Annotated in this window: 16 protein-coding genes; 4 read left to right on the forward strand and 12 right to left on the reverse strand. The window is 59.2% G+C overall.

Features of this window, described 5'->3' with window-relative positions; all coding sequences use genetic code 11:
- Window positions 1-28: 28 nt before the first annotated feature.
- From PH562_RS15375 to PH562_RS15390, 4 genes are all read right to left on the reverse strand, one after another.
- Window positions 29-1,120 (reverse strand): ABC transporter ATP-binding protein, encoded by a 1,092-nt coding sequence (locus tag PH562_RS15375; RefSeq protein WP_113229726.1) that lies wholly within the window; start codon window positions 1,118-1,120, stop codon window positions 29-31.
- Between the two features lie 3 nt (window positions 1,121-1,123).
- On the reverse strand, window positions 1,124-2,020 hold the full coding sequence (locus PH562_RS15380; protein WP_069613050.1) for a carbohydrate ABC transporter permease: 897 nt from the start codon (window positions 2,018-2,020) through the stop codon (window positions 1,124-1,126).
- An 11-nt stretch (window positions 2,021-2,031) separates the two neighbouring features.
- Window positions 2,032-2,922 (reverse strand): carbohydrate ABC transporter permease, encoded by an 891-nt coding sequence (locus PH562_RS15385; RefSeq protein WP_113229725.1) that lies wholly within the window; start codon window positions 2,920-2,922, stop codon window positions 2,032-2,034.
- Window positions 2,923-3,012: 90 nt separating this feature from the next.
- The gene (locus PH562_RS15390) at window positions 3,013-4,251 is read right to left on the reverse strand and encodes an ABC transporter substrate-binding protein (RefSeq protein ID WP_113229724.1); all 1,239 of its coding nucleotides are present in this window, start codon (window positions 4,249-4,251) and stop codon (window positions 3,013-3,015) included.
- Between the two features lie 460 nt (window positions 4,252-4,711).
- On the opposite strand from PH562_RS15390, the gene PH562_RS15395 reads away from it, so the two are divergent.
- On the forward strand, window positions 4,712-5,791 hold the full coding sequence (locus PH562_RS15395; RefSeq protein ID WP_285174057.1) for a LacI family transcriptional regulator: 1,080 nt from the start codon (window positions 4,712-4,714) through the stop codon (window positions 5,789-5,791).
- 15 nt (window positions 5,792-5,806) lie between these two features.
- Here PH562_RS15395 and gndA read toward each other — a convergent pair whose 3' ends face one another.
- Window positions 5,807-7,234: an NADP-dependent phosphogluconate dehydrogenase gene (gndA, locus tag PH562_RS15400; protein ID WP_285173969.1), complete on the reverse strand. Its 1,428-nt coding sequence runs from the start codon at window positions 7,232-7,234 to the stop codon at window positions 5,807-5,809.
- Between the two features lie 284 nt (window positions 7,235-7,518).
- Between gndA and PH562_RS15405 the strand changes: the two genes are divergently transcribed.
- On the forward strand, window positions 7,519-7,917 hold the full coding sequence (locus PH562_RS15405) for an SRPBCC family protein (protein ID WP_285173970.1): 399 nt from the start codon (window positions 7,519-7,521) through the stop codon (window positions 7,915-7,917).
- A gap of 6 nt (window positions 7,918-7,923) precedes the next feature.
- Here the strand turns inward: PH562_RS15405 and PH562_RS15410 are convergent, their stop codons facing one another.
- The 6 genes from PH562_RS15410 to PH562_RS15435 form a co-directional block, all read right to left on the reverse strand.
- Window positions 7,924-8,538 (reverse strand): ABC-type transport auxiliary lipoprotein family protein, encoded by a 615-nt coding sequence (locus tag PH562_RS15410; protein ID WP_285173972.1) that lies wholly within the window; start codon window positions 8,536-8,538, stop codon window positions 7,924-7,926.
- Window positions 8,539-8,576: 38 nt separating this feature from the next.
- A complete protein-coding gene (locus PH562_RS15415; RefSeq protein ID WP_095435055.1) occupies window positions 8,577-9,947 on the reverse strand; it encodes an MlaD family protein in 1,371 nt (456 codons plus the stop codon).
- A 9-nt stretch (window positions 9,948-9,956) separates the two neighbouring features.
- The gene (locus PH562_RS15420) at window positions 9,957-10,820 is read right to left on the reverse strand and encodes an ABC transporter ATP-binding protein (protein WP_285173974.1); all 864 of its coding nucleotides are present in this window, start codon (window positions 10,818-10,820) and stop codon (window positions 9,957-9,959) included.
- A 12-nt stretch (window positions 10,821-10,832) separates the two neighbouring features.
- Window positions 10,833-12,041: an ABC transporter permease gene (locus PH562_RS15425; protein WP_285173976.1), complete on the reverse strand. Its 1,209-nt coding sequence runs from the start codon at window positions 12,039-12,041 to the stop codon at window positions 10,833-10,835.
- 102 nt (window positions 12,042-12,143) lie between these two features.
- Window positions 12,144-13,361: an MFS transporter gene (locus tag PH562_RS15430; RefSeq protein ID WP_285173977.1), complete on the reverse strand. Its 1,218-nt coding sequence runs from the start codon at window positions 13,359-13,361 to the stop codon at window positions 12,144-12,146.
- Between the two features lie 168 nt (window positions 13,362-13,529).
- On the reverse strand, window positions 13,530-14,336 hold the full coding sequence (locus PH562_RS15435; protein ID WP_113229717.1) for a UDP-2,3-diacylglucosamine diphosphatase: 807 nt from the start codon (window positions 14,334-14,336) through the stop codon (window positions 13,530-13,532).
- Window positions 14,337-14,733: 397 nt separating this feature from the next.
- Here PH562_RS15435 and PH562_RS15440 point away from each other — a divergent pair, with 397 nt between their 5' ends.
- Window positions 14,734-17,010, forward strand: a complete 2,277-nt coding sequence (locus PH562_RS15440) for an NADP-dependent malic enzyme (protein WP_483315355.1) — start codon at window positions 14,734-14,736, stop codon at window positions 17,008-17,010.
- Window positions 17,011-17,205: 195 nt separating this feature from the next.
- Window positions 17,206-17,958, forward strand: coding sequence for a hypothetical protein (locus tag PH562_RS15445; protein WP_285173980.1), 753 nt, complete (start codon window positions 17,206-17,208; stop codon window positions 17,956-17,958).
- A gap of 51 nt (window positions 17,959-18,009) precedes the next feature.
- On the opposite strand, the gene PH562_RS15450 is transcribed toward PH562_RS15445, so the two are convergent.
- Complete coding sequence (locus PH562_RS15450; protein WP_285173981.1) at window positions 18,010-19,755, reverse strand: ankyrin repeat domain-containing protein; 1,746 nt, start codon at window positions 19,753-19,755, stop codon at window positions 18,010-18,012.
- Window positions 19,756-19,854: the final 99 nt, after the last annotated feature.

The raw sequence follows: 19,854 nt of genomic DNA on the forward strand, positions 1-19,854 counted from the left end.
GGCGGCCAGACCGCCTCCGGGCATGGGATCATATTCTGAGTTCTGTCTGCGCATCAAAGAGCGATGCGAGAGACATATCAAAGCTAAGCTTTACGGCTGAACCGGGGCCAAAGCGCCGGGCACCGTTGACGCGAACCGACATCGTATGGCCGGCATGCTTCAGCCACAGCAGATTATCGGCGCCCATCGGCTCCTCGATATCCACCGTGGCATCGTGAACCTCCGCGCCGGGGGCGGTGGCTTCATTGACCTTGATGTGCTCGGGACGAACGCCGAGCACGACCTTGCGGCCGGCCTGCAACGCCTCGCCGGCCTTGTAGCCATCCAGAGAGAACAGCACGTCGTTGGTCGCGAATACGACCTTGCCTTCGCGGTTGACCAGCTCGCCCTTGAGAAAGTTCATCGATGGCGACCCGATGAAACCGGCGACGAAGAGATTGCGCGGCGCGTTATAGATCGTCGTTGGGTCGTCGAGCTGCATGATGACGCCGTTCTTCATGATCGCGATGCGGTCGGCAAGCGTCAGCGCCTCGATCTGGTCGTGGGTGACGTAGATCATCGTATTCTTCAGCGACTGGTGCAGCCGCTTGATTTCCACACGCAGCTCCGAGCGCAGCTTGGCATCGAGGTTCGACAGCGGCTCGTCGAAGAGGAAGACGTCGACATCGCGCACCAGGGCACGGCCGATCGCGACGCGCTGACGCTGGCCGCCGGAAAGCTCGGCCGGCTTGCGCTTCAGCAGCGGCTCGATCTGCAGGATCTCGGCGGCCCGAGCAATGCGCTTGTTGATCTCGTCCTGCGGCACCTTGGCGACGCGCAGGCCGAAGGAGAGGTTCTTCTCGACCGACATCTGCGGATAGAGCGCATAGGACTGGAACACCATGCCGATGCCGCGGTCCTTGGGCTCTTCCCAGGTGACGTTCTTGCCCTTGATGAAGATCTGTCCCTCGCTGATATCGAGTAGGCCGGCAATGCAGTTCAGCAAGGTCGACTTGCCGCAGCCCGACGAACCGAGAAGCACCAGGAACTCGCCGTCGTTGATCTCGAGATTGAGATTTTTCAGAACGTTGACCGCACCGAAATTCAGCGAAAGGTCTTTGATGGAAACGCTACTGTTCATGGATCACCCCTTCACTGCACCGGCGGCGATGCCGCGGACGAAGAGCCGCCCGGACACGAAATAGACGATAAGCGGCACCGCGCCGGTCAGCAGCGTTGCGGCCATGTTGACGTTGTATTCCTTGACACCCTGCACGGCGTTGACGACGTTGTTCAGCTGCACGGTCATCGGATAGTTCTGCGTGCCGGCGAAAATGACGCCGAACAGAAAGTCGTTCCAGATGCCGGTGATCTGGATGATCATGCCGACGACGAAGATCGGCAGCGACATGGGCAGCATGATGCGCAGGAAGATCTGCCAGAAGCCCGCGCCATCGACGCGCGCCGCCTTGAAGAGTTCAGGCGGAAGCGAGGCGAAGTAGTTACGGAACAACAGCGTGTTGATCGGCATGCCGAAGATCGTGTGCACGAGGACGATGCCGCCGAGCGTCGAGAACAGCCCAAGCTCGCGTAGCACCATGACGAGCGGATAGAGCATGACCTGATAGGGAATGAAGGCGCCGAACAGCAGGATCGTGAAGAAGATCTCCGATCCCTTGAAGCGCCAGTTGGCGAGCGCATAGCCGTTGACCGACGCGATGGCGATCGAGACGATGACGCTCGGAACGAGGATCTTCACCGAATTCCAGAAGCCGACCTGGATGCCGTGGCAGTAAAGGCCGGTGCAGGCTTGCGACCAGGCTTTCACCCAAGGCTCGAAGGTGATCTCCATGGGCGGAGCAAAGATATTGCCCATGCGGATTTCCGGCATGCCCTTGAGCGAAGTGACGACCATCACATAGAGCGGCAGGAGATAGTAGAGCGCGGCCAGCCCGAGAATGCCATAGAGCATGATCGTGCGCGGGGCAAAGCGGCGCCTGGGCTTGGTGCCCGAAGGTTCGATGGTAGCGGCAAGTGCCATGGTTTCCTCCCTTACCGACGCTTCTGGCGGAACTCGATGAGAGCCCACGGCACGACGAAGATGAACACGGTCACCAGCATGACGGTGGAGGCGGAAAGCGCCTGACCGAGATTGGAGCGCTGGAACATGAAGTCATAGACATATTTGGCCGGCATTTCGGACGCGAAGCCCGGCCCGCCTGATGTCATGGCGACAACGAGATCGTAGACGCGCACGATGCCCGAAGCGACGATGACGAGCGTGGTGACGAAGACGCCGCGCATCATCGGAATGACGACGAAGATATAGGTCCGCCAGGCTGGAATGCCGTCAACGCGCGACGCCTTCCAGATTTCGCCGTCAATCCCCCTCAGGCCTGCCAGCATCAGCACCATGACGAGGCCGGTGCCCTGCCAGAGGCCGGCAATGACGAGCGCATAAAGCACGGTCTTCTGATTGCCGAGCAGCGCGAAATTAAACCACGTAAAGCCCATATCCTGCATCAGCTTCGGCAACCCGAGCGCAGGATCGAGGATCCACTGCCAGACGAGGCCGGTCACGATGAAGGACAGAGCGAAAGGATAAAGGAAAATGGTTCGGAACGTATTCTCGAAGCGGATTTTCTGGTCCATCAGCACGGCGAGAAAGAAGCCGACGACGAAAGCGAAAACCAGGCTGAGAATGCCGTATGTCGCAAGATTGCCGATCGAGATGTTCCAGCGATCGGTGCCCCACAGGCGCTGATACTGCGCCAGACCGACAAAATTGGAGCTCGGCAGCAGCCTTGAATCTGTGAACGAATAGATGACGGTCCAGAGCGTGCAACCGACGAAGACGACGATCACCGTCAGCACCATCGGAATGGCGGCGATCTTCGCATTAAGGTTGCGGAACAGACCCAGTGGCCGGACAGCGTTAGCCATCGATACCTCCGTTGGTGACCTGCACAGGACAGGCGAGATCCCTCGCCCGCCCCGATGCCGGCCATCGCGATTGATAGATGGTCGTCTTGCTTACTGCGCCTGCTTGAAGATGGCGGCCTGCTTTTCGATCGCCTCATCCACGGTCATCTTCGACGAGAAGAATTGCAGTCCGAGATCGGTCATCTGGCCGCGCGTATCCGGGTCGATCAGCTGAGTGACGCCCGGCACCACGTTGTCCGGATTCTTCAGGATCTCCAGACCCTTCTTCATGCAACTGCTGGCCGCGCTCAGATCGATATCGCCACGCACCGGCAGCGACCCCTTGGCGAGGTTGAACTTGACCTGGGTTTCCTTGGAAACCAGCATGCTCGCAAGTTCGAGCTGCGCCTTGGTGATGTCGGGATTGCTGTTCTTTGGGAAGTAGAAGCTATCACCACCGGTATCGAGCAGGCCATGGAAGCCGAGGCCCGGAAGGCAATCATAGTCCTTGCCGGCAACCTGCTTGGCAACGCCAAACTCGCCCTGGGCCCAGTCGCCCATGATCTGCGCGGCAGCCTTGCCTGTGATGACCATATTGGTAGCGACGTTCCAGTCGCGGCCGGAATAGCTTTCATCGACCAGATCGCGAGCCTGCGAGAAAGCGTCCCAGACCTTGCGGTTTTCGGGGCTCTTCACAGCGTCTGCGTCTTTCTTCTGATAGATCGCCAGATAGGTTTCCTTGCCGCCGATGCCGATCTGCATGACATTGCGGATGCCGTCGACCTGCCAAGGAGCGCCGGTCGCAAGCGGAGTGATGCCCTTCTCGCGCAGCTTCGGCGCATCGGCCACGAATTCATCCCAGTTGGCCGGGACTTTCATGCCATTGTCTTCGAAAACGTGACGGTTAACCCACATCCACTGCCAGGAATGGATGTTGAGCGGCACGCAATAGATGCGGCCTTCATAGGTGCAGGAATTGAGAAGGCTGGCCGGGCGAATGATGTCCTTCCAGTGTTCCTTCTCGGCAAGATCGGTCAGATCGGTCATCAGGCCGGCCTTGACGAGCTCTTCGGCGTCGCGGCCCGTGTTGAGCTGCGTTGCGCCCATGGGATTGCCGCCCAGGATGCGGCTGACGATCAGCGGCGTTGCCGTGGAACCGGACCCGGCGATGGCGCCGTCGACCCAGTGATTGTTGCCAAGCGCGTTGTACTGATCAGCCAGAACCTTCACGGCAGCTGCTTCGCCGCCCGATGTCCACCAATGCGTTACCTCGAGATCGGTCGCATTTGCTGAGAAAGCGGGAATCGCGACAGATGCGAGCAAAGCGGCAGCCATCAAACGAATATTCATGAGTTCTCCTCCCTCACTGAAACGTTGCCGGAAAAACGTAGTCGAATCATTTTCGACACGCAACCGCTTGGCCACAAATTTTTTATGACCGCCCGAATATACAATCACTGATTACATATCGCCTGTGGAAGATAACTTCATTCCATCGCGACACCGGTCTTCAGAAAACCTGGATAACTCTTATAACTAATTGATATAAAACTATTTATCCAAAGACCATACTCGTCCAGCCATCGCGCATAATCTTGGCCAGCTCAATTTTCGAGACAAGGATCATGAATACAACCAAGGGAATGGACATGAAAATCATCGTCAAAATAAGGCTCGACTTTTCAACTGTATCGTTACAGTTTTTCTCATTGCATTGGCGAAACCGCATGGCGTCTATGCTTGCGGCGGGCAAGTGGGCAATATAAGCGGATTGGCTGCGGGAGGCGGCCGGGAGGCAAGCGTGAGCGAAATGGATAATAAGAAAATGTCCGGGAGCGGAGCGCCATCCACTCCCGAACGGCCGACATTGAAAACAATCGCCTTCATGACGGGGTTAGGGATCACCACCGTTTCTCGCGCATTGAAGGATGCCCCCGATATCGGCGCCGAGACCAAGGAGCGGGTGCGCATGGTTGCCCGGCAGCTGGGTTATCAACCGAACCGCGCGGGCGTGCGCCTGAGAACCGGCAAGACCAATGTGATCGCCCTGGTGCTGAGCATCGACGAAGAAATCATGGGCTTTACCAGCCACATCGTCTTCGGCATTTCCGAAGTTCTCGCCGGCACGCAATATCACCTGGTCATCACGCCGCATTCGCACAGCAAGGACCCATTGGTGCCGGTGCGCTACATTCTCGACACCGGCTCGGCCGATGGCGTCATCATATCGCGTACGGAGCCGGATGATCCGCGCGTCGAGCTCATGCATGAACGCGGCATGCCTTTCTCAACGCATGGGCGGACGGATATGGGCATCATCCACCCCTTTCATGACTTCGACAACGAGGCCTTCGCGCATGAGGCCGTGCGGGCACTGGTCGCAAGAGGTCGGCGCCGCCTGGCGTTGCTGCAGCCGTCCAGCAAGCTGACCTATTATTCGCACACCCGCATCGGTTTCCAAACCGGCTTGCACCAATATGGTGCCGAGGAAATCCCGCTCAGGATCACCACCGACAACGCGCTTGCCGATATCAAGGATACGGTCGAGGCGCTGATGCGCTCACCGCATGCACCTGACGGGATCGTTTGCTCCAGCAGCGGCGGCGCGATTGCCGTCAACGCCGGCATCGAGGCAGCCGGCCTCCGCCTGGGTCGCGATATCGACATGGTCGCCAAGCAATCGACCGACGTCCTCAGTTGGATCAGGCCCGAGATCATCACGGTATCGGAGGATTTCCGCCATGCTGGCCGCGAACTCGCCAAGGCGGTCATCGCCCGTATCGACGGTGTGGAACCGGAACTGCTGCAAAGCATCAGCCCGCCCGTCTGGCCAGACGAGCTGGCAACGGAAAAAGCTCATCGAACGGGTCCGGCGAGCTTTCCTTATTGAAGCGATAGTAACCCGTCAGCCCTGAGCGCCACTGCCCCATGGGCCGTGATGGATGTCCTTACCGTCGACACGATCGAAACCGTGCGCGCCGAAGAAGTCGCGCTGGGCCTGGATCAGGTTGGCGGTGCCGCGCGCCTGACGATAGGCATCGAAATAGGTCAGCGCCGAAGCGAGTGCGGGAACCGGGAGGCCGGACGCTGTCGCAGCCGAAACGATGCGGCGCAGCGACGGAATCGATTCCTTGACCATCTCGGCAAAGGCCGGGGTGACGATCAGGTTCGCCGCATCCGGGGTCTTGGTGAAGGCGCTGGTGATTTCGTCTAGGAACTGCGAACGGATGATGCAGCCGGCACGCCAGATTTTCGCGATGACGGGCATCGGCAGCGACCAGTTGAACTCCTTCGAGGCCTCGGCCATGACGGCAAAACCCTGCGCGTAGGCGCCGATCTTGGCGGCGAAGAGGGCCAGTTCCAAATCCTTCAGCAAGTCGGGGCCGAAGGCGATCGGGAACTTGTAGTCCGGCGTGCCGAAAATCTTCTCGGCCGCTTCGCGCTGGCTCTTGATGGCCGAGAGGCTGCGGGCTGCAACGGCAGCCTCGATCGCCGTCGCCGGAATACCCATGTTCTGCGCCTCAATGGCAGACCACTTGCCGGTGCCCTTCTGGCCAGCCTTGTCGAGGATGACGTCAGGCATGGCGCTGCCGGTTGCCGGGTCTTTCGCGGCAAGAACCTTTTCGGTGATCTCGATGAGGTAGGAGTTGAGGCGCCCCTTGTTCCATTCGCCGAAGATCGAGCTGATCTCGGCCGCGCTCTTGCCGAGACCGTCACGCAGGATGCCATAGATTTCGGCGATCATCTGCATGTCGGCATATTCGATGCCGTTATGGATGGTCTTGACGAAATGGCCGGCGCCGTCATTGCCGAGCCAGGCAACGCATGGATCGTCGTTGTATTTCGCAGCGATCGAGGTCAGCACCTTCTCGACGCGCTTGTAGGAGTCTTCCGTGCCGCCGACCATGATCGACGGGCCGTGGCGCGCACCTTCCTCGCCGCCGGACACGCCCATGCCGATGAAGGTCAGGCCGGTGTCCTTGAGGCGGTCGAAGCGGGAGATCGTGTCGCGGAAATTGGCGTTGCCGGCATCGATCATGATGTCGCCCTTGTCGAGATAGGGCTGCAAGGCCGCCATCTGCTGGTCGACCGGCTCGCCGGCCTTGATCATGATGATGATCGGCCGCGGCGGGCGGATCGCCTCGACGAATTCCTCGATCGTCTTGCAGGGAATGATCTTGTCCTTGAGCGCGCCGGCATTCGCATAGAATTCGTCCGTCACCTGAGGTGTACGGTTGAACACCGCGATCTTGTTGCCTTTTTCAGCGATGTTGAGCGCCAGATTCGATCCCATCACCGCGAGACCGATCAGCCCGATTTCTGCCTTTTCCACGACAATCCTCCAATGAGTCGTTCACTGCGCCCAGCCCACCCTGAAGACGCAGCAACATCCGATGTGACGCAATGCCGCCGACGCTCGGCGCGACGGGCGGCAGCCCTGCGTTGGGGCTGTTGTTGCACTCCGGACGGAAAACGGCAAGCCTTCGAAAGCCGTGAATCGTTCCCTTTGCAGGACTGTGCAACAATGTTGCCGAATTGGCGATTCATTCACGTGGGAACCCTGGCTTGTTCAGCCGGTCTCAGTCCCTTGACGGTGATATAGAGGCGGAAAACACCATGTCGACCATGAATGCGAAGATCGTGCATATCTCCATCGATCGCGACTGGCGGGAGGTCTACGACTACGCCAGCCGTCCGGAAAACATGCCTTTCTGGGCCTCGGGCCTTGCATCCGGATTGACGCAGGATGGGAATGACTGGATCGCCGAAGGCGCCCTCGGCACTGCACGTGTGCGCTTCGCGCCTCGCAATGACTTCGGCGTTATCGATCATTGGGTGACGCTGAAATCCGATCTGCAGGTCTACAATGCCTTGCGCGTCGTACCGAACGGTGACGGTTGCGAGGTCATGTTCACTGTACTCCAGCTGCCAGGCATGGAGGCAGCGCAATTCGCGGCCGATGCCGCGCATGTCATGCACGATCTGAAGACACTGAAGGAATTGATGGAGCGCTGATCGCCCTTACAGCGAGCGCAACGTCCAATCGACCAGTTCGCCTGTCACACCGGCAAACGCGGCATCGAGCGCCCGCACGAAATCAGGATTGCTGCCGCCGCTGACCGGCACGACCTTCCGGAACACGTTCTGGGCCTTCACCGTGCCGGTGCGATCGTTCAGGATCTTTTCCGAAATTTCGACGATTGCCGTCTTGTGGCCGCCGGACGCATTGATCTCGAAGGAGCGGATATCGGTGACGACCTGATAGTCGATCGCAAGCCCCTGCCCTGGCACGCCGACACCGCCGAGCTTGCCGGTGTTTTCGAAGGCTTCGACCAGTTTCGATTGCACCATCTTGCTCAGCTTGTCGCTCCATTGCGATTTGCCGAGATATTGAATTTCCGAGGGCGAGACGCGAATGACGATCTGATTGCTGTCCAGCGCCTGCAGCGCGGTCGGCGGCGGGATGAGAATCTGGCGGCTTTTGACCGAAGGTCCATTCGCCTTTGCCGACGCGGAAAGATCGTAGGTATCGTTGTTGGAGGAGGTCCCACAGCCTCCCAGCAAAGCTGCGAGCAACGGCAACGCGATCACAGCTTTCCACACCTGATGACGCTCACTCGACACGCAACCGACCATATTTCGCTTATCCCCTGGAGACCAGATATCGCTATTCATCAATGCCGCGCGCGGCCGTCATAAGTTTTGACCGTATCCCCGCCGAAGATCAATCGCTGCGGATTGCGGTCGAAATTAGTGATTGTACTATTCAGGTTGTCAACCGTGCCCCGCATGTCGTTGATGAGGGTCTGGGCATCGCGCAAGCCGCTGCTGGAAAATTTCTGCAAGTTGTCGGCGATCGGACCGATGCGGGAATTGAGATTGTCCGCCATCTTCTTGAAGGATTCGAGCGTGTCCTTGGCTTCTGCGAACAGCGATTTCGTACTGTCATCGCCGAGCAGGGAATTGACCTTGGTCAGGATCCCGTCGACCTTGCCGGACGCCGCGTTGAGCTTGGTGGAGATGTCGCGGGCATTGGCGATTGTCTGGTCGATATCCTGCTGATGCGCGGCAACGGAATTGGCGACGTCACGGATCGATGCGACCGCCGTACGCGCCTGTTTCGTCACGTCGGCAATATCGTCAACCGATCCCTTGATCTTGGCCGGATCAATCTGCGCGACGATCGCATCGACGCGGTCAAGCGTCTTTTGAGCATTCTGGCCGAACGTCGTGTAGGTGTCGGCTGTCTGCTTGAAGCTCGCAATCGTCGCCTTCAGGTCGGTCGTCGCGTCGGCGACATTGGCCGTGATCTTGTCGGCATTGGCAATGACGTCGTTGACCTTCTGCGCATCGACCGCGCGCACCAGCTTTTCGATCGCATCCAGCGTCGAGTCGACGCGGACCGAAACTGTCTTGAAGGTATCGGACAGCTGCCCGACGCTTGCCAGGAACTTATCGATATTGTCGGAATTGTCGGCGATGGCCTTCGAGAATTTCTGCGCATTGCGCACAGTATCCGTCAATGGCCCACGCGAATCCGAGACGAAGCCCTGAATGTCACCGATCGTATCATTGGCGCGGTTCAGGATCTTGTCGGCCGTCGTCAACAGATTGGTCACGCTCGATTGATCCGCAAGCAACACCGCCCGCTTACCTGTATCGATCGAACGCTTCAAGATATTCTCGTCGCCGTTGCGTCCGCCGGAAAGCTCGATATAGGCAGCTCCCGTCAGACCCTGGATCTCAAGAATGGCCTTGGTCGAGGTATAGACCGGTGCATCGGCACGTACCTGCGTGAAGGCAAGCGAATAATTCGGATCATCGGCATCGATCGACAGACCCTGCACAGAGCCGACCTGAATACCGTTGAAGCGAACCGGCGAGCCGACGCTCAAACCATTTGCCGAACCGGGAATGCGCACGACAAGCTCGACCATCGGGCCGCCGCGGCCATACTCGGCCATCCAGTAGACGAAACCGAAGGCAGCCGCGATGACGAGCAGCGTGAAGAACCCAACGATCGTATAATTGGCTTTGGTTTCCATTGTCTCCAGTCACTTCTCGCGGCTGTGGGCGCTTGCGCCTTTGTCGTCGTTGTGCCCCTTGATGTCCTCGCGCGGCACGATCGAACGTGCGCGTTTGCCCCTGAAATAGGATTGCACCCAGGGATCATCACAGGCGAGCATGTCCTCAACCGTACCTTCCACCAATACCCGCTTCTGTCCGAGGACAGCAATACGGTCACAGACGGAAAACAGGCTATCGAGGTCGTGAGTCACCATATAAACGGTCAGGCCGAGCGTGTCGCGCAGCTTGGCGATCAGTTCGTCGAATTCCGACGCACCGATCGGATCGAGACCCGATGTCGGCTCATCGAGGAAAACGAGATCGGGGTCGAGCGCCAGGGCTCTGGCAAGCGCCGCGCGCTTGATCATGCCGCCGGAAAGTTCGGAAGGATATTTGTCGGCGGCGTCAGCGGCGAGACCTACCATGCGGATCTTCATCAGCGCCAGCTCGTCCATCATCTCCTTGGGCAGGTCCAGATATTCCCGCATCGGCACCTGGATGTTTTCCTTGACCGTTAGTGAGGAAAACAGCGCACCTTGCTGGAAGAGGACGCCGAGCCGCATGTCCAGGCGGTTGCGGTCCTCTTCGTCGAGCTTGTCGTAATCTTCGCCGAGGATCTCGATCTTGCCCGAGCGGCGCGGCAACAGCCGCAGCACAGTGCGCAGCAGCACGGACTTACCCGCGCCGGAAGCACCGACGAAACCGAGGATCTCGCCGCGATAGATATTCAGGTTCAGTTTGTCGAGGACGATTTTCGATCCAAAGCCGACGGTGACATCCCGTGCCGACAGCACGATGTCCCTGCCCTGCTCATCCTTTTCCAACGGGATTTCCGAGTGAAGCGCGCTCATCGTTATCGTCCCTCAGAAATCGATTGCCGCATAGAACATGGCGAAGAGCCCGTCCATGAGGATAACGACGAAGATCGACTTCACCACCGATGACGTCACATGCTGACCGAGAGACTCGGCACTGCCTCCCACCTTCAATCCTTCGACCGCCGCGACGATGCCGATAACCAGCGCCATGAACGGCGCCTTGATCATGCCCGAAATGACCGTCGAGAGGCTGACGGCCTCGTGCAGTCGCGAGATGAAGGTCGCAAAGGTGATGCCGGAATATGCCCAGGACACCACGGCAGCACCGAAAAGCGCGGCGAAATTGGCAATAACGGTCAGCAGCGGTAGAGCGACCGTCAACGCCACCAGCCGGGGGAAAATCAGGACACCGATGGGATTGAGACCCATGACCTTCAGCGCATCCACCTCCTCGCGCATCTTCATGGAGCCGATTTCGGCCGTAATCGCGCTGCCGGAACGGCCGGCGATCATGATCGCGGTCAGAAGCACGCCGATTTCGCGCAATTGCAGGATGCCGACGAGATCGACCACGAAGATTTCCGCGCCGAAATAGCGCAGCTGGAAAGCACCCTGCTGAGCGATGATCGCGCCGATCAGCGACGACATCAGCAGGATGATCGGAACGGCGCGCACCGCCATGTGGTCGATCTGATTGATGATCGACGCCGGCGAAACACCACTGCCGCGGCCGAATTTGAGCTGTGCGCCGCGCACGGCGGAACCCAGAATATACATGGCGGCGACGAGATTGCCCCAGATCTCGTAGACGGTTTTGCCGATGGGCGCCAATATGCGCTCCGCCAATGATGTCCTCGGTTTTGCAGCGGCCGCCTCATCATCCGGATGCGCGTCGAAGGCGGTCAGCAATTCATCGATATGCGGATTGGAGCCCTCGATCGTGACATGGGCCTTATGCGCTTCCTGGCTTTCCTTCAGCCGGCGGATCAGCAGCGCGCCCGCCGTATCGACGTCGGAAAGACCGGAAAGATCGATCACGACTTCGCCGCCGGAACTGCGCTTGGACAGCTGCTCGATCTGGCGCAGCACGCCGTGCACATTGGCGCTGCGCCAATTGCCCTCCAGCCGATAGCGATGGCCTGCGCCCTCGGGCGCATCATCGATCTTCGGTGCATCGGACCTCTGCTCGGCTGCTTTCAAACTCTTGCGTCTTTCAAATCTGGCACAACATACGCCGACTCGGTGAGCCCGCATGGTCAGTGCTTAATACACCGACTATGCATGGAATTTCCATCTCGCGCCGGCGCCAACATATGTCACGGCTTTTTGATATCCAAATGAATTTGTTGCACCGCGTCAGGATACGCCGTGAGCGCCTCCGCCGATTGCCGGCTTTCTCGCCTGCATCCCATAGGCGAAAACGACCATAGCAAGGCCGAAGGCGGCGATGCCGGCCATGACGTAGTAACTCGCCAGGTCAAGCCAGGCGTAGAGATAGCCGGATGCAAGCGTCATCAACCCCAGGAACATGCCGTTGTAGAAATAATAGGCGCCCTGGGCCGATGATTCCTGCGCCTCATGGACGGACGCCACGATACGACGCTGAACGCCTGTATGGACGCAGGCATAGGTGCAGGAATGAAAACATTGCAGGATGAAATAGCCGAGGAAGCCGAAATTGATCGGAAACAGGATCCAGCGCAGAATACACATAGTCGCGCCGAAAAAGATCAACGTCCACGCGCTGAACCGCCGAGCGAGCCTCTTCGACAGGAAAAAAACCATAACCTCGGCCGCAACGCCGATACTCCATAGGACAGCAATTTGTGCGCCGGAAAAACCGAGCTTATGCCAGTAGATCGACGCAAAGGTATAGAGCATCGCATGGCTCGATTGCTGTATCGACACGCCGATCATGGTGATGAGCAATTGCGGCGAGCGCAGATTTCCGGTCGGTGATTGCAGATTGATCGGTTGGTTGCGCCGGCGCGTCGGCCCGATACGCGGCGCGAAAAAACCCATCAGCGTCGTCAGAATGAACCCCGCCACCATCACGGGCAATACTGTCGCGCCGCCCCATATGCCGATCAGCTGGCCACCGAGGAGGGTCGACAGAATGAAGGTGATCGAGCCCCAGACCCGCATGGAACCATAATCGAAACCCCAGCGGCGCACGCCCGACATGGCAATCGACTCAACCACGGGCACATAAGGCGCGTAGGTGGCGCCCTGAATGCCGTAGACCAGAAGCACCGGCCAGAAGTCGCTGGTCCAGTAAAGCGCGATTGCGGTCAGCAGTGACAAGGCACCCGACCATAACAATACATCGGCCCGCTCGCTCATATGATCGGCGAGCACCGCGATGATGGGCGTCACGAGCACCCGCACGACCATGGGAATGGCGAGCACCAGGCCGATCTCATGATCGTTGAAATTCAGCCCCGCCAGCCAGACGGGAAAAAACGGCAGCGCAATTCCGTTGACGAACAACGGAGCGCAATAGGACAAGGCGGTGCGTAGGCGGAAATATGGAGGCGCACCCTCGCCCTGGAAGGACTTGATTGCGGGAATCATGACAGACCTGAAGGGGAACTTACTTGTCCCTATCATGCTATCGAGAATACGACTATGGCGAGAAATGGCCAAAACCGTAACGTTTCGGAAAAATCCGAAGCCAGGGCGGTCCCGCGGCGATCAATAATTATGACAAGCCATTATCAGCCACGTGAAGATGCGCAGGAATTACGCCGCCTGGGCACCGATCGGCCGCGGCAATTCTCCGACCGGAGAATCCACCGGCTGCGTCTCGAGAATAGTCCGCCAGGTGATCAGCTCGAACGTGCCGTCCTCATGCTCGGCGATTGCCGTGCAGCTTTCCACCCAGTCGCCGGTATTGATGTAGCGCACGCCGTCGAGATCCTCAATGACCGCATGGTGGATGTGCCCGCAGATGACGCCATCGGCATCGTTACGCTTGGCCTCTTCGGCGACGACACGCTGAAATTCGCCGATGAAATTGACGGCGTGCTTGACCTGCAGCTTCGCCCAGGCCGAGAAGGACCAATAGGGCATGTTCAGGCGGCGGCGCACCGCAGCAAGGCCGATATTGATCAGGATGGCCATGTCATAGGCCCAGTCGCCGAGATAGGCGAGCAGGCGGGCATTGCGGACGACGACGTCGAATTCATCGCCATGCAGCACGAGATATTTCTTGCCGTCGGCCGTTTCGTGCATGGCGCGCTGTGCCACCTCGATACCGCCGAAGTGCATTCCGGGGAAGTCACGCAGGAATTCGTCGTGATTGCCGGGGATATAAACGATGCGCGTACCCTTGCGCGCCTTGCGCAGGAGCTTCTGGACCACGTCGTTGCAATCCTGCGGCCAGTACCAGTTCCGCTTCAGCCTCCAGCCATCCACGATATCGCCGACCAGAAAGATCGTTTCGGCGTCGTGGTAACGGAGAAAATCGAGCAGGTAGTCCGCCTTGGCGGCCTTCGAGCCGAGGTGCACGTCAGAAATGAATAACGTTCGGAAATGCCGGGGGTCCATGTTTTCATTCACGAACTTTATGTCCGTGCCCTATCCTACCTTGGCTATTCCAAAACCAGACTCGTGTTTCAGGAAGATGACAAACCCTGTGCTTGGCGGCTCGGCGGCGAGGTTCAACCGCGTCTCGCAGCGACGGCAAGGTCAGGACGATCGCTTGTAAAGCTGGCGATACCAAGGCGAAACATGGCTAGCCCGGAGCGCAGCGTTCGATCCAAAGGACGTGCGCCGCTTGATTCACGCAAAAAAGGCAATTCAGTTTCGCCACGACAAAAACGCTTTGCGACCTCAATTCCATACTGTGAAGGCGAAGCGATTGATGTATGCAGAAGACTCAAAGCGCAGGCAGGAATGGAGACGCAAGTTGGATACGAACGACACTTCGAAAGCAGCCAAGAACATGGCGAGCGGAAACTTCGACGAACAGGCGCTTTATTTCCATCGTTATCCACGCCCCGGCAAGCTGGAAATTCAGGCGACCAAGCCGCTGGGCAATCAGCGCGATCTGGCGCTTGCCTATTCGCCCGGCGTCGCCGCCCCCTGCATCGCCATCCGTGACAACCCGGAAACGGCAGCCGACTATACGTCCCGCGCCAATCTCGTTGCCGTGATTTCGAACGGTTCGGCGGTACTCGGCCTCGGCAATATCGGTCCGCTCGCCTCGAAGCCCGTCATGGAAGGCAAGGCCGTCCTCTTCAAGAAATTCGCCGGCATCGACGTCTTCGACATCGAAATCGCAGCACCGACGGTCGATGAGATGGTCAACACCGTTTCGGCGCTCGAGCCGACCTTCGGCGGCATCAATCTCGAAGACATCAAGGCGCCGGAATGCTTCGACGTCGAACGCCGCCTGCGCGAGAAGATGGAAATTCCGGTCTTTCACGACGATCAGCACGGCACCGCCATCATCGTCGCCGCCGCTATCCTCAACGGACTGGAACTGGCCGGCAAGAAGATCGAAGAAGTCAAGATCGTCGCCTCCGGCGCGGGTGCGGCCGCACTCGCCTGCCTCAACCTGCTTGTCATTCTCGGCGCCAAGCGCGAAAACATCTGGGTCCACGATATCGAAGGCTTGGTCTACAAGGACCGCAACGTCCTGATGGACGAGTGGAAATCCGTCTACGCCCAGGACAGCGACAAGCGCGTGCTTGCTGAATCCATTCCGGGCGCCGACGTCTTCCTCGGCCTGTCCGCCGCCGGCGTGCTGAAACCCGAACTTCTGGCGCAGATGGCCGAAAAGCCGCTGATCATGGCGCTCGCCAACCCGACGCCGGAAATCATGCCGGACCTCGCCCGTGCCGCCCGCCCCGACGCGATGATCTGCACCGGCCGCTCGGATTTCCCGAACCAGGTCAACAACGTCCTCTGCTTCCCCTATATTTTCCGCGGCGCGCTCGATTGCGGCGCCAAAACGATCAACGAAGAGATGAAGATGGCCGCGGTGCGCGCCATCGCCGCGCTTGCCCGTGAGGAGCCTTCCGATGTCGCGGCGCGCGCCTATACAGGTGAAACTCCGGTCTTCGGGCCTAACTACCTGATCCCTTCACCCTTCGACCCGCGCCTCATCCTGCGCATTGCGCCGGCCGTGGCGAAGGCAGCCGCAGACAGCGGCGTCGCCCTGCGTCCGATCAAGGATTTCGACGCCTATATGGACGAGCTCAACCGCTTCGTCTTCCGCTCCGGCTTCGTCATGAAGCCGATCTTTGCGGCCGCGAAGATTGCCGAGCGCAAGCGCGTCGTCTTTTCCGAAGGCGAAGACGAGCGCGTGCTGCGGGCCGCCCAGGTCCTGCTCGAGGAAGGCACGGCCATTCCGATCCTGATTGGCCGTCCGTCCGTCATCGAGACGCGCCTGAAGCGCTACGGCCTGAAGATCCGCCCGCATACGGATTTTGCCGTCATCAATCCGGAAGACGATCCCCGCTTCCGCGAATATGTCGAGCTCTATTTCTCGCTGGTCGGCCGCGCAGGCGTTATTCCCGAAGCAGCGCGCACCATCGTTCGCACCAACACGACCGTCATCGGCGCACTTGCCTTGAAGCGCGGCGAAGCCGATGCGCTCATCTGCGGTCTCGAAGGCCGGTATGAGCGTCATTTGCGCATCGTCCGCCAGGTCATCGGCAAGCGGCCGGACGTTCGCGATTTCTCCGCACTGAGCCTGCTCATCTCGCAGCGCGGCGCGACCTTCTACACCGATACCTATGTGACGTTTAACCCGTCCGCCGAGGAAATCGCGGAATCCACCTGGCTGGCTGCCGAGGAAATCAAGCGCTTCGGCATCGAGCCGCGCGCCGCCCTCGTCTCGCATTCCAACTTCGGCTCCCGGGAGTCGGAAAGCGCCACGAAGATGCGCGAAGCGCTGGCTCTCATTCGCAAGGCTGCGCCGGATCTGGAAGTCGACGGCGAAATGCATGGCGACAGCGCCATTTCCGAGAGCCTGCGCCGCCACGTAATGCCGGACAGCGCGCTTTCCGGCGAAGCCAATCTACTGGTCTTCCCCAATCTCGATGCGGCCAATATCACGCTGGGCGTGGTCAAGACCATGACCGATGGTCTGCATGTCGGTCCCATCCTGCTTGGGACCGCGCTTCCGGCCCATATTCTCTCGCCGTCGGTCACTTCCCGCGGCGTGGTCAACATGGCGGCGCTTGCCGTCGTCGAGGCCTCGCAGATCGCCTGATACTGCGCCTCTCTGCCGCCGTCAGAACGGTACCGCGTTTCATGCAATCGCGGTGCCGCCCCATCTCCTGGCTATCGGCTGCTGCGAGCTGCAATTTCACGAAAATCCTCTCGAAATCCGTGCTTTTTCATGGATACGTTGTTAAGCTGCTGCGTGTAATCTTCAGCGACTTAAAACCGCTTTGAGAGCAGAACCGTGAACCGCGGCATAAAACAAGCTTCCATTACTCTCTTTTTCCTGCTGACGGCCACTTCGGCCGCCCTCGCACAGGCCGACCTCTGCGACGAGCTGCGCGGCCGCTATGTCGACATCAACGAAGTGATCGGCGCCAGCCAGGAAACACGCCAGCTCTCGCGCGCCATCGTCCAACAAAACCTGATGATCCGCCGGACGATGAGCGACCTCCGCAACCAGGGCTGCGCCGAAGGCGACGATGGCGTATTTGGCGGCCAGGACAATCAGGGCGTCTGCGATGACATCAGGCAATCGATCGATCAGATGCGGCAGGATCTCTCCCTGCTGATGGATCAGCGCGAGCAAAGCGTCGGCCGCGTCGATGCCGTTGCCATGCAGCGCCGACAGTTGCTAGATACGATGCAGCGCAACGGCTGCAGCCTGCCGGCTTCGGCAACCCCGGATATCGTGATCGATACCCACACGAAGATGGATGCCTATGCACCGCAGGAGCAGTCCCTGGCCAAGCCTGAAAGCTCCATCACCGTCATCGAGACGCCAAGGCTCCAGAAGAATTCCAGCCTGGAACAAAAGCAGGCGCCCGCGACGATTCCCAAGATAACACAGGCGCAGCCGCAGCAATTTCCGCCGGATCGCCCCTATGATCCTTCGGCCCATAAGGTGCGCCAGGTCGGCCCGCAATTCCTCGCGACCGACCAGGGCAGCATCGACCTCAAGCACCCGAAAGAAGCCGGGCCGCAACCGACGCAATAATACACGGCCAGACGCTTCTCATCTCCGTCTGACCGCCCTGCCTCCCTATTTTCAGATCGTTGCCGGCTGACGCAGCAAGGAAGCAATGGCCTCGTCACCCGTCTCCTGCGCAAGATCGCGGTAAGATCGTCCGGAGGCATCCCTGAGCGAGCGATCCGCACCCTTCACCAGCAGAAAGCGCACCGCCTCACCGCACCGATTGACGATGGCAAACCCGAGCGGCGTCATCCAATCGCGATCGGTGGACTGCCCATGCGGGCGAAATTCACCGAAGCGGATATTCACCTGTTCCGGATGCTTATCGAGAATGGCAGCTAGCTGATCGATTGTGCCGAAAGCGGCCGCCGCGAAAATATCGAGCGGGTAGGCTTTCAGAAACTCGACCATCTCATCCTTGCCGTTATATTCGGCCCAACCGATTGGCGGCGCATAAAAATTGGGATCGCGAATAGTGGTATCGGCTCCATGCTCGATCAGCAGTTTCGCCATCTCCATATGGCCATGCAGCGCCGCCTCATGCAGCGGCGTGCGGCTTGTCATCGCGTTAACGTCGAGGCCCAGGGCCAGCATTCGGCGGACGGCTCCAAGGTCGTTTTCCCCGGCAGCGTCGTGGAGCATGGCCGGATGAGCTCTGTGCATTATAGCAGCCACATCGAGATCGCGCCCGCCTGCCATTTGCTGGAAAACTTTCTTGATTTGCTCGACGTCGATGTCGCCGGCCTTCACTTGAATATAGGCCCAATCCTCTGGCTTTAGGCGAACCGCGACAGCACCCTTTTGAATAAGGTATGCCGCCAGCTTGCTATCGCCACTTAGGCGAGCCCATTCGTAGGGTGTTCTACCATTGACAGGCTTGTTGACATCGGCGCCATTTTCCACCAGCAGGCGCACCCGCTCGCCCATGCGATGTTCCAGCGCCCAGGCAAGCTGATAGTCGAAAACAGTCTGCGTGTTCTCGACGAACCTGCCATCCTCGCGCACGAGCCAATTATTCTTATCCCCAGAGGACAAGCCATATTCGATCAGTAACTTCAGGCATGTATCGTCCGGTTCGAACATGCGGTTGTAGAGCGCCTGACTGTCATTCGCCTCCGCGCCGGCATCGAGCAGCAATCGCGCGAATGCCACGCATTCCGGATGCTGAGGCTGGCGATCCTTCCCCGCCTCGCCTTCGCCGAAGACGCCGGTCAAAACGGTGAAGCGATATTGGCCGGCATCGAGGAAGAAAGCGTTGACGTCGGCCCCGCGCCTGACCAGCTCGCGGGCTGCCGGCAGGCTGGAACGACCCGGCACGCGAGCATAGGCCGCCCACATCAGCGGAGTTAAATCATGCGGCCCGCCCTTGCGATCGAGAAGCTGTGGCTGACGATCAAGCCAGCGACTTACACGGTCGGCATCGCCAAGCGCAGCAGCGACGTGAATGCTTTCATCGGCAATCTCCGGATTGTCTTCAAGCAGTCGCAACGCCTCATCGAAGCGCGCGGGATCGGCGGGAATATTGGCAAAGTAAGAAACCGTCGCCAGTGACAGGAAACGGTTGGCGAGCTGATCCCGTGGAACATGCTTGCGATCGTCGCTTTCCAGATGCGCCTTGAGCTTCGTCCAGCTGGAAAAGCCGAATTCGCGGGCAAGAACGAGCTGAATGTCCTGCAGCCCCACATCTGCGACGTCGGCAAAATAGGGCGCAACGCGACTATGCGCCGAAGCATCGCCGGCTTGGACGGCCTTGAGGAAAGACTTGGCCTGCTTTTTCAGGGAATCGAGAGTGGCGTCGACAGCCAAAGGGCGCGTGGTCACGATAGACCTCCTTCCATTTATGTCCGGTATCCGCGCCCACAGACTGAAAAGAGGTGTGGCAGTCTCACTTTATATGCATCAGGTGGGCCTAGCCCTTCC

This window comes from Rhizobium centroccidentale (genome assembly GCF_030182565.1).
GTDB lineage: Bacteria > Pseudomonadota > Alphaproteobacteria > Rhizobiales > Rhizobiaceae > Rhizobium.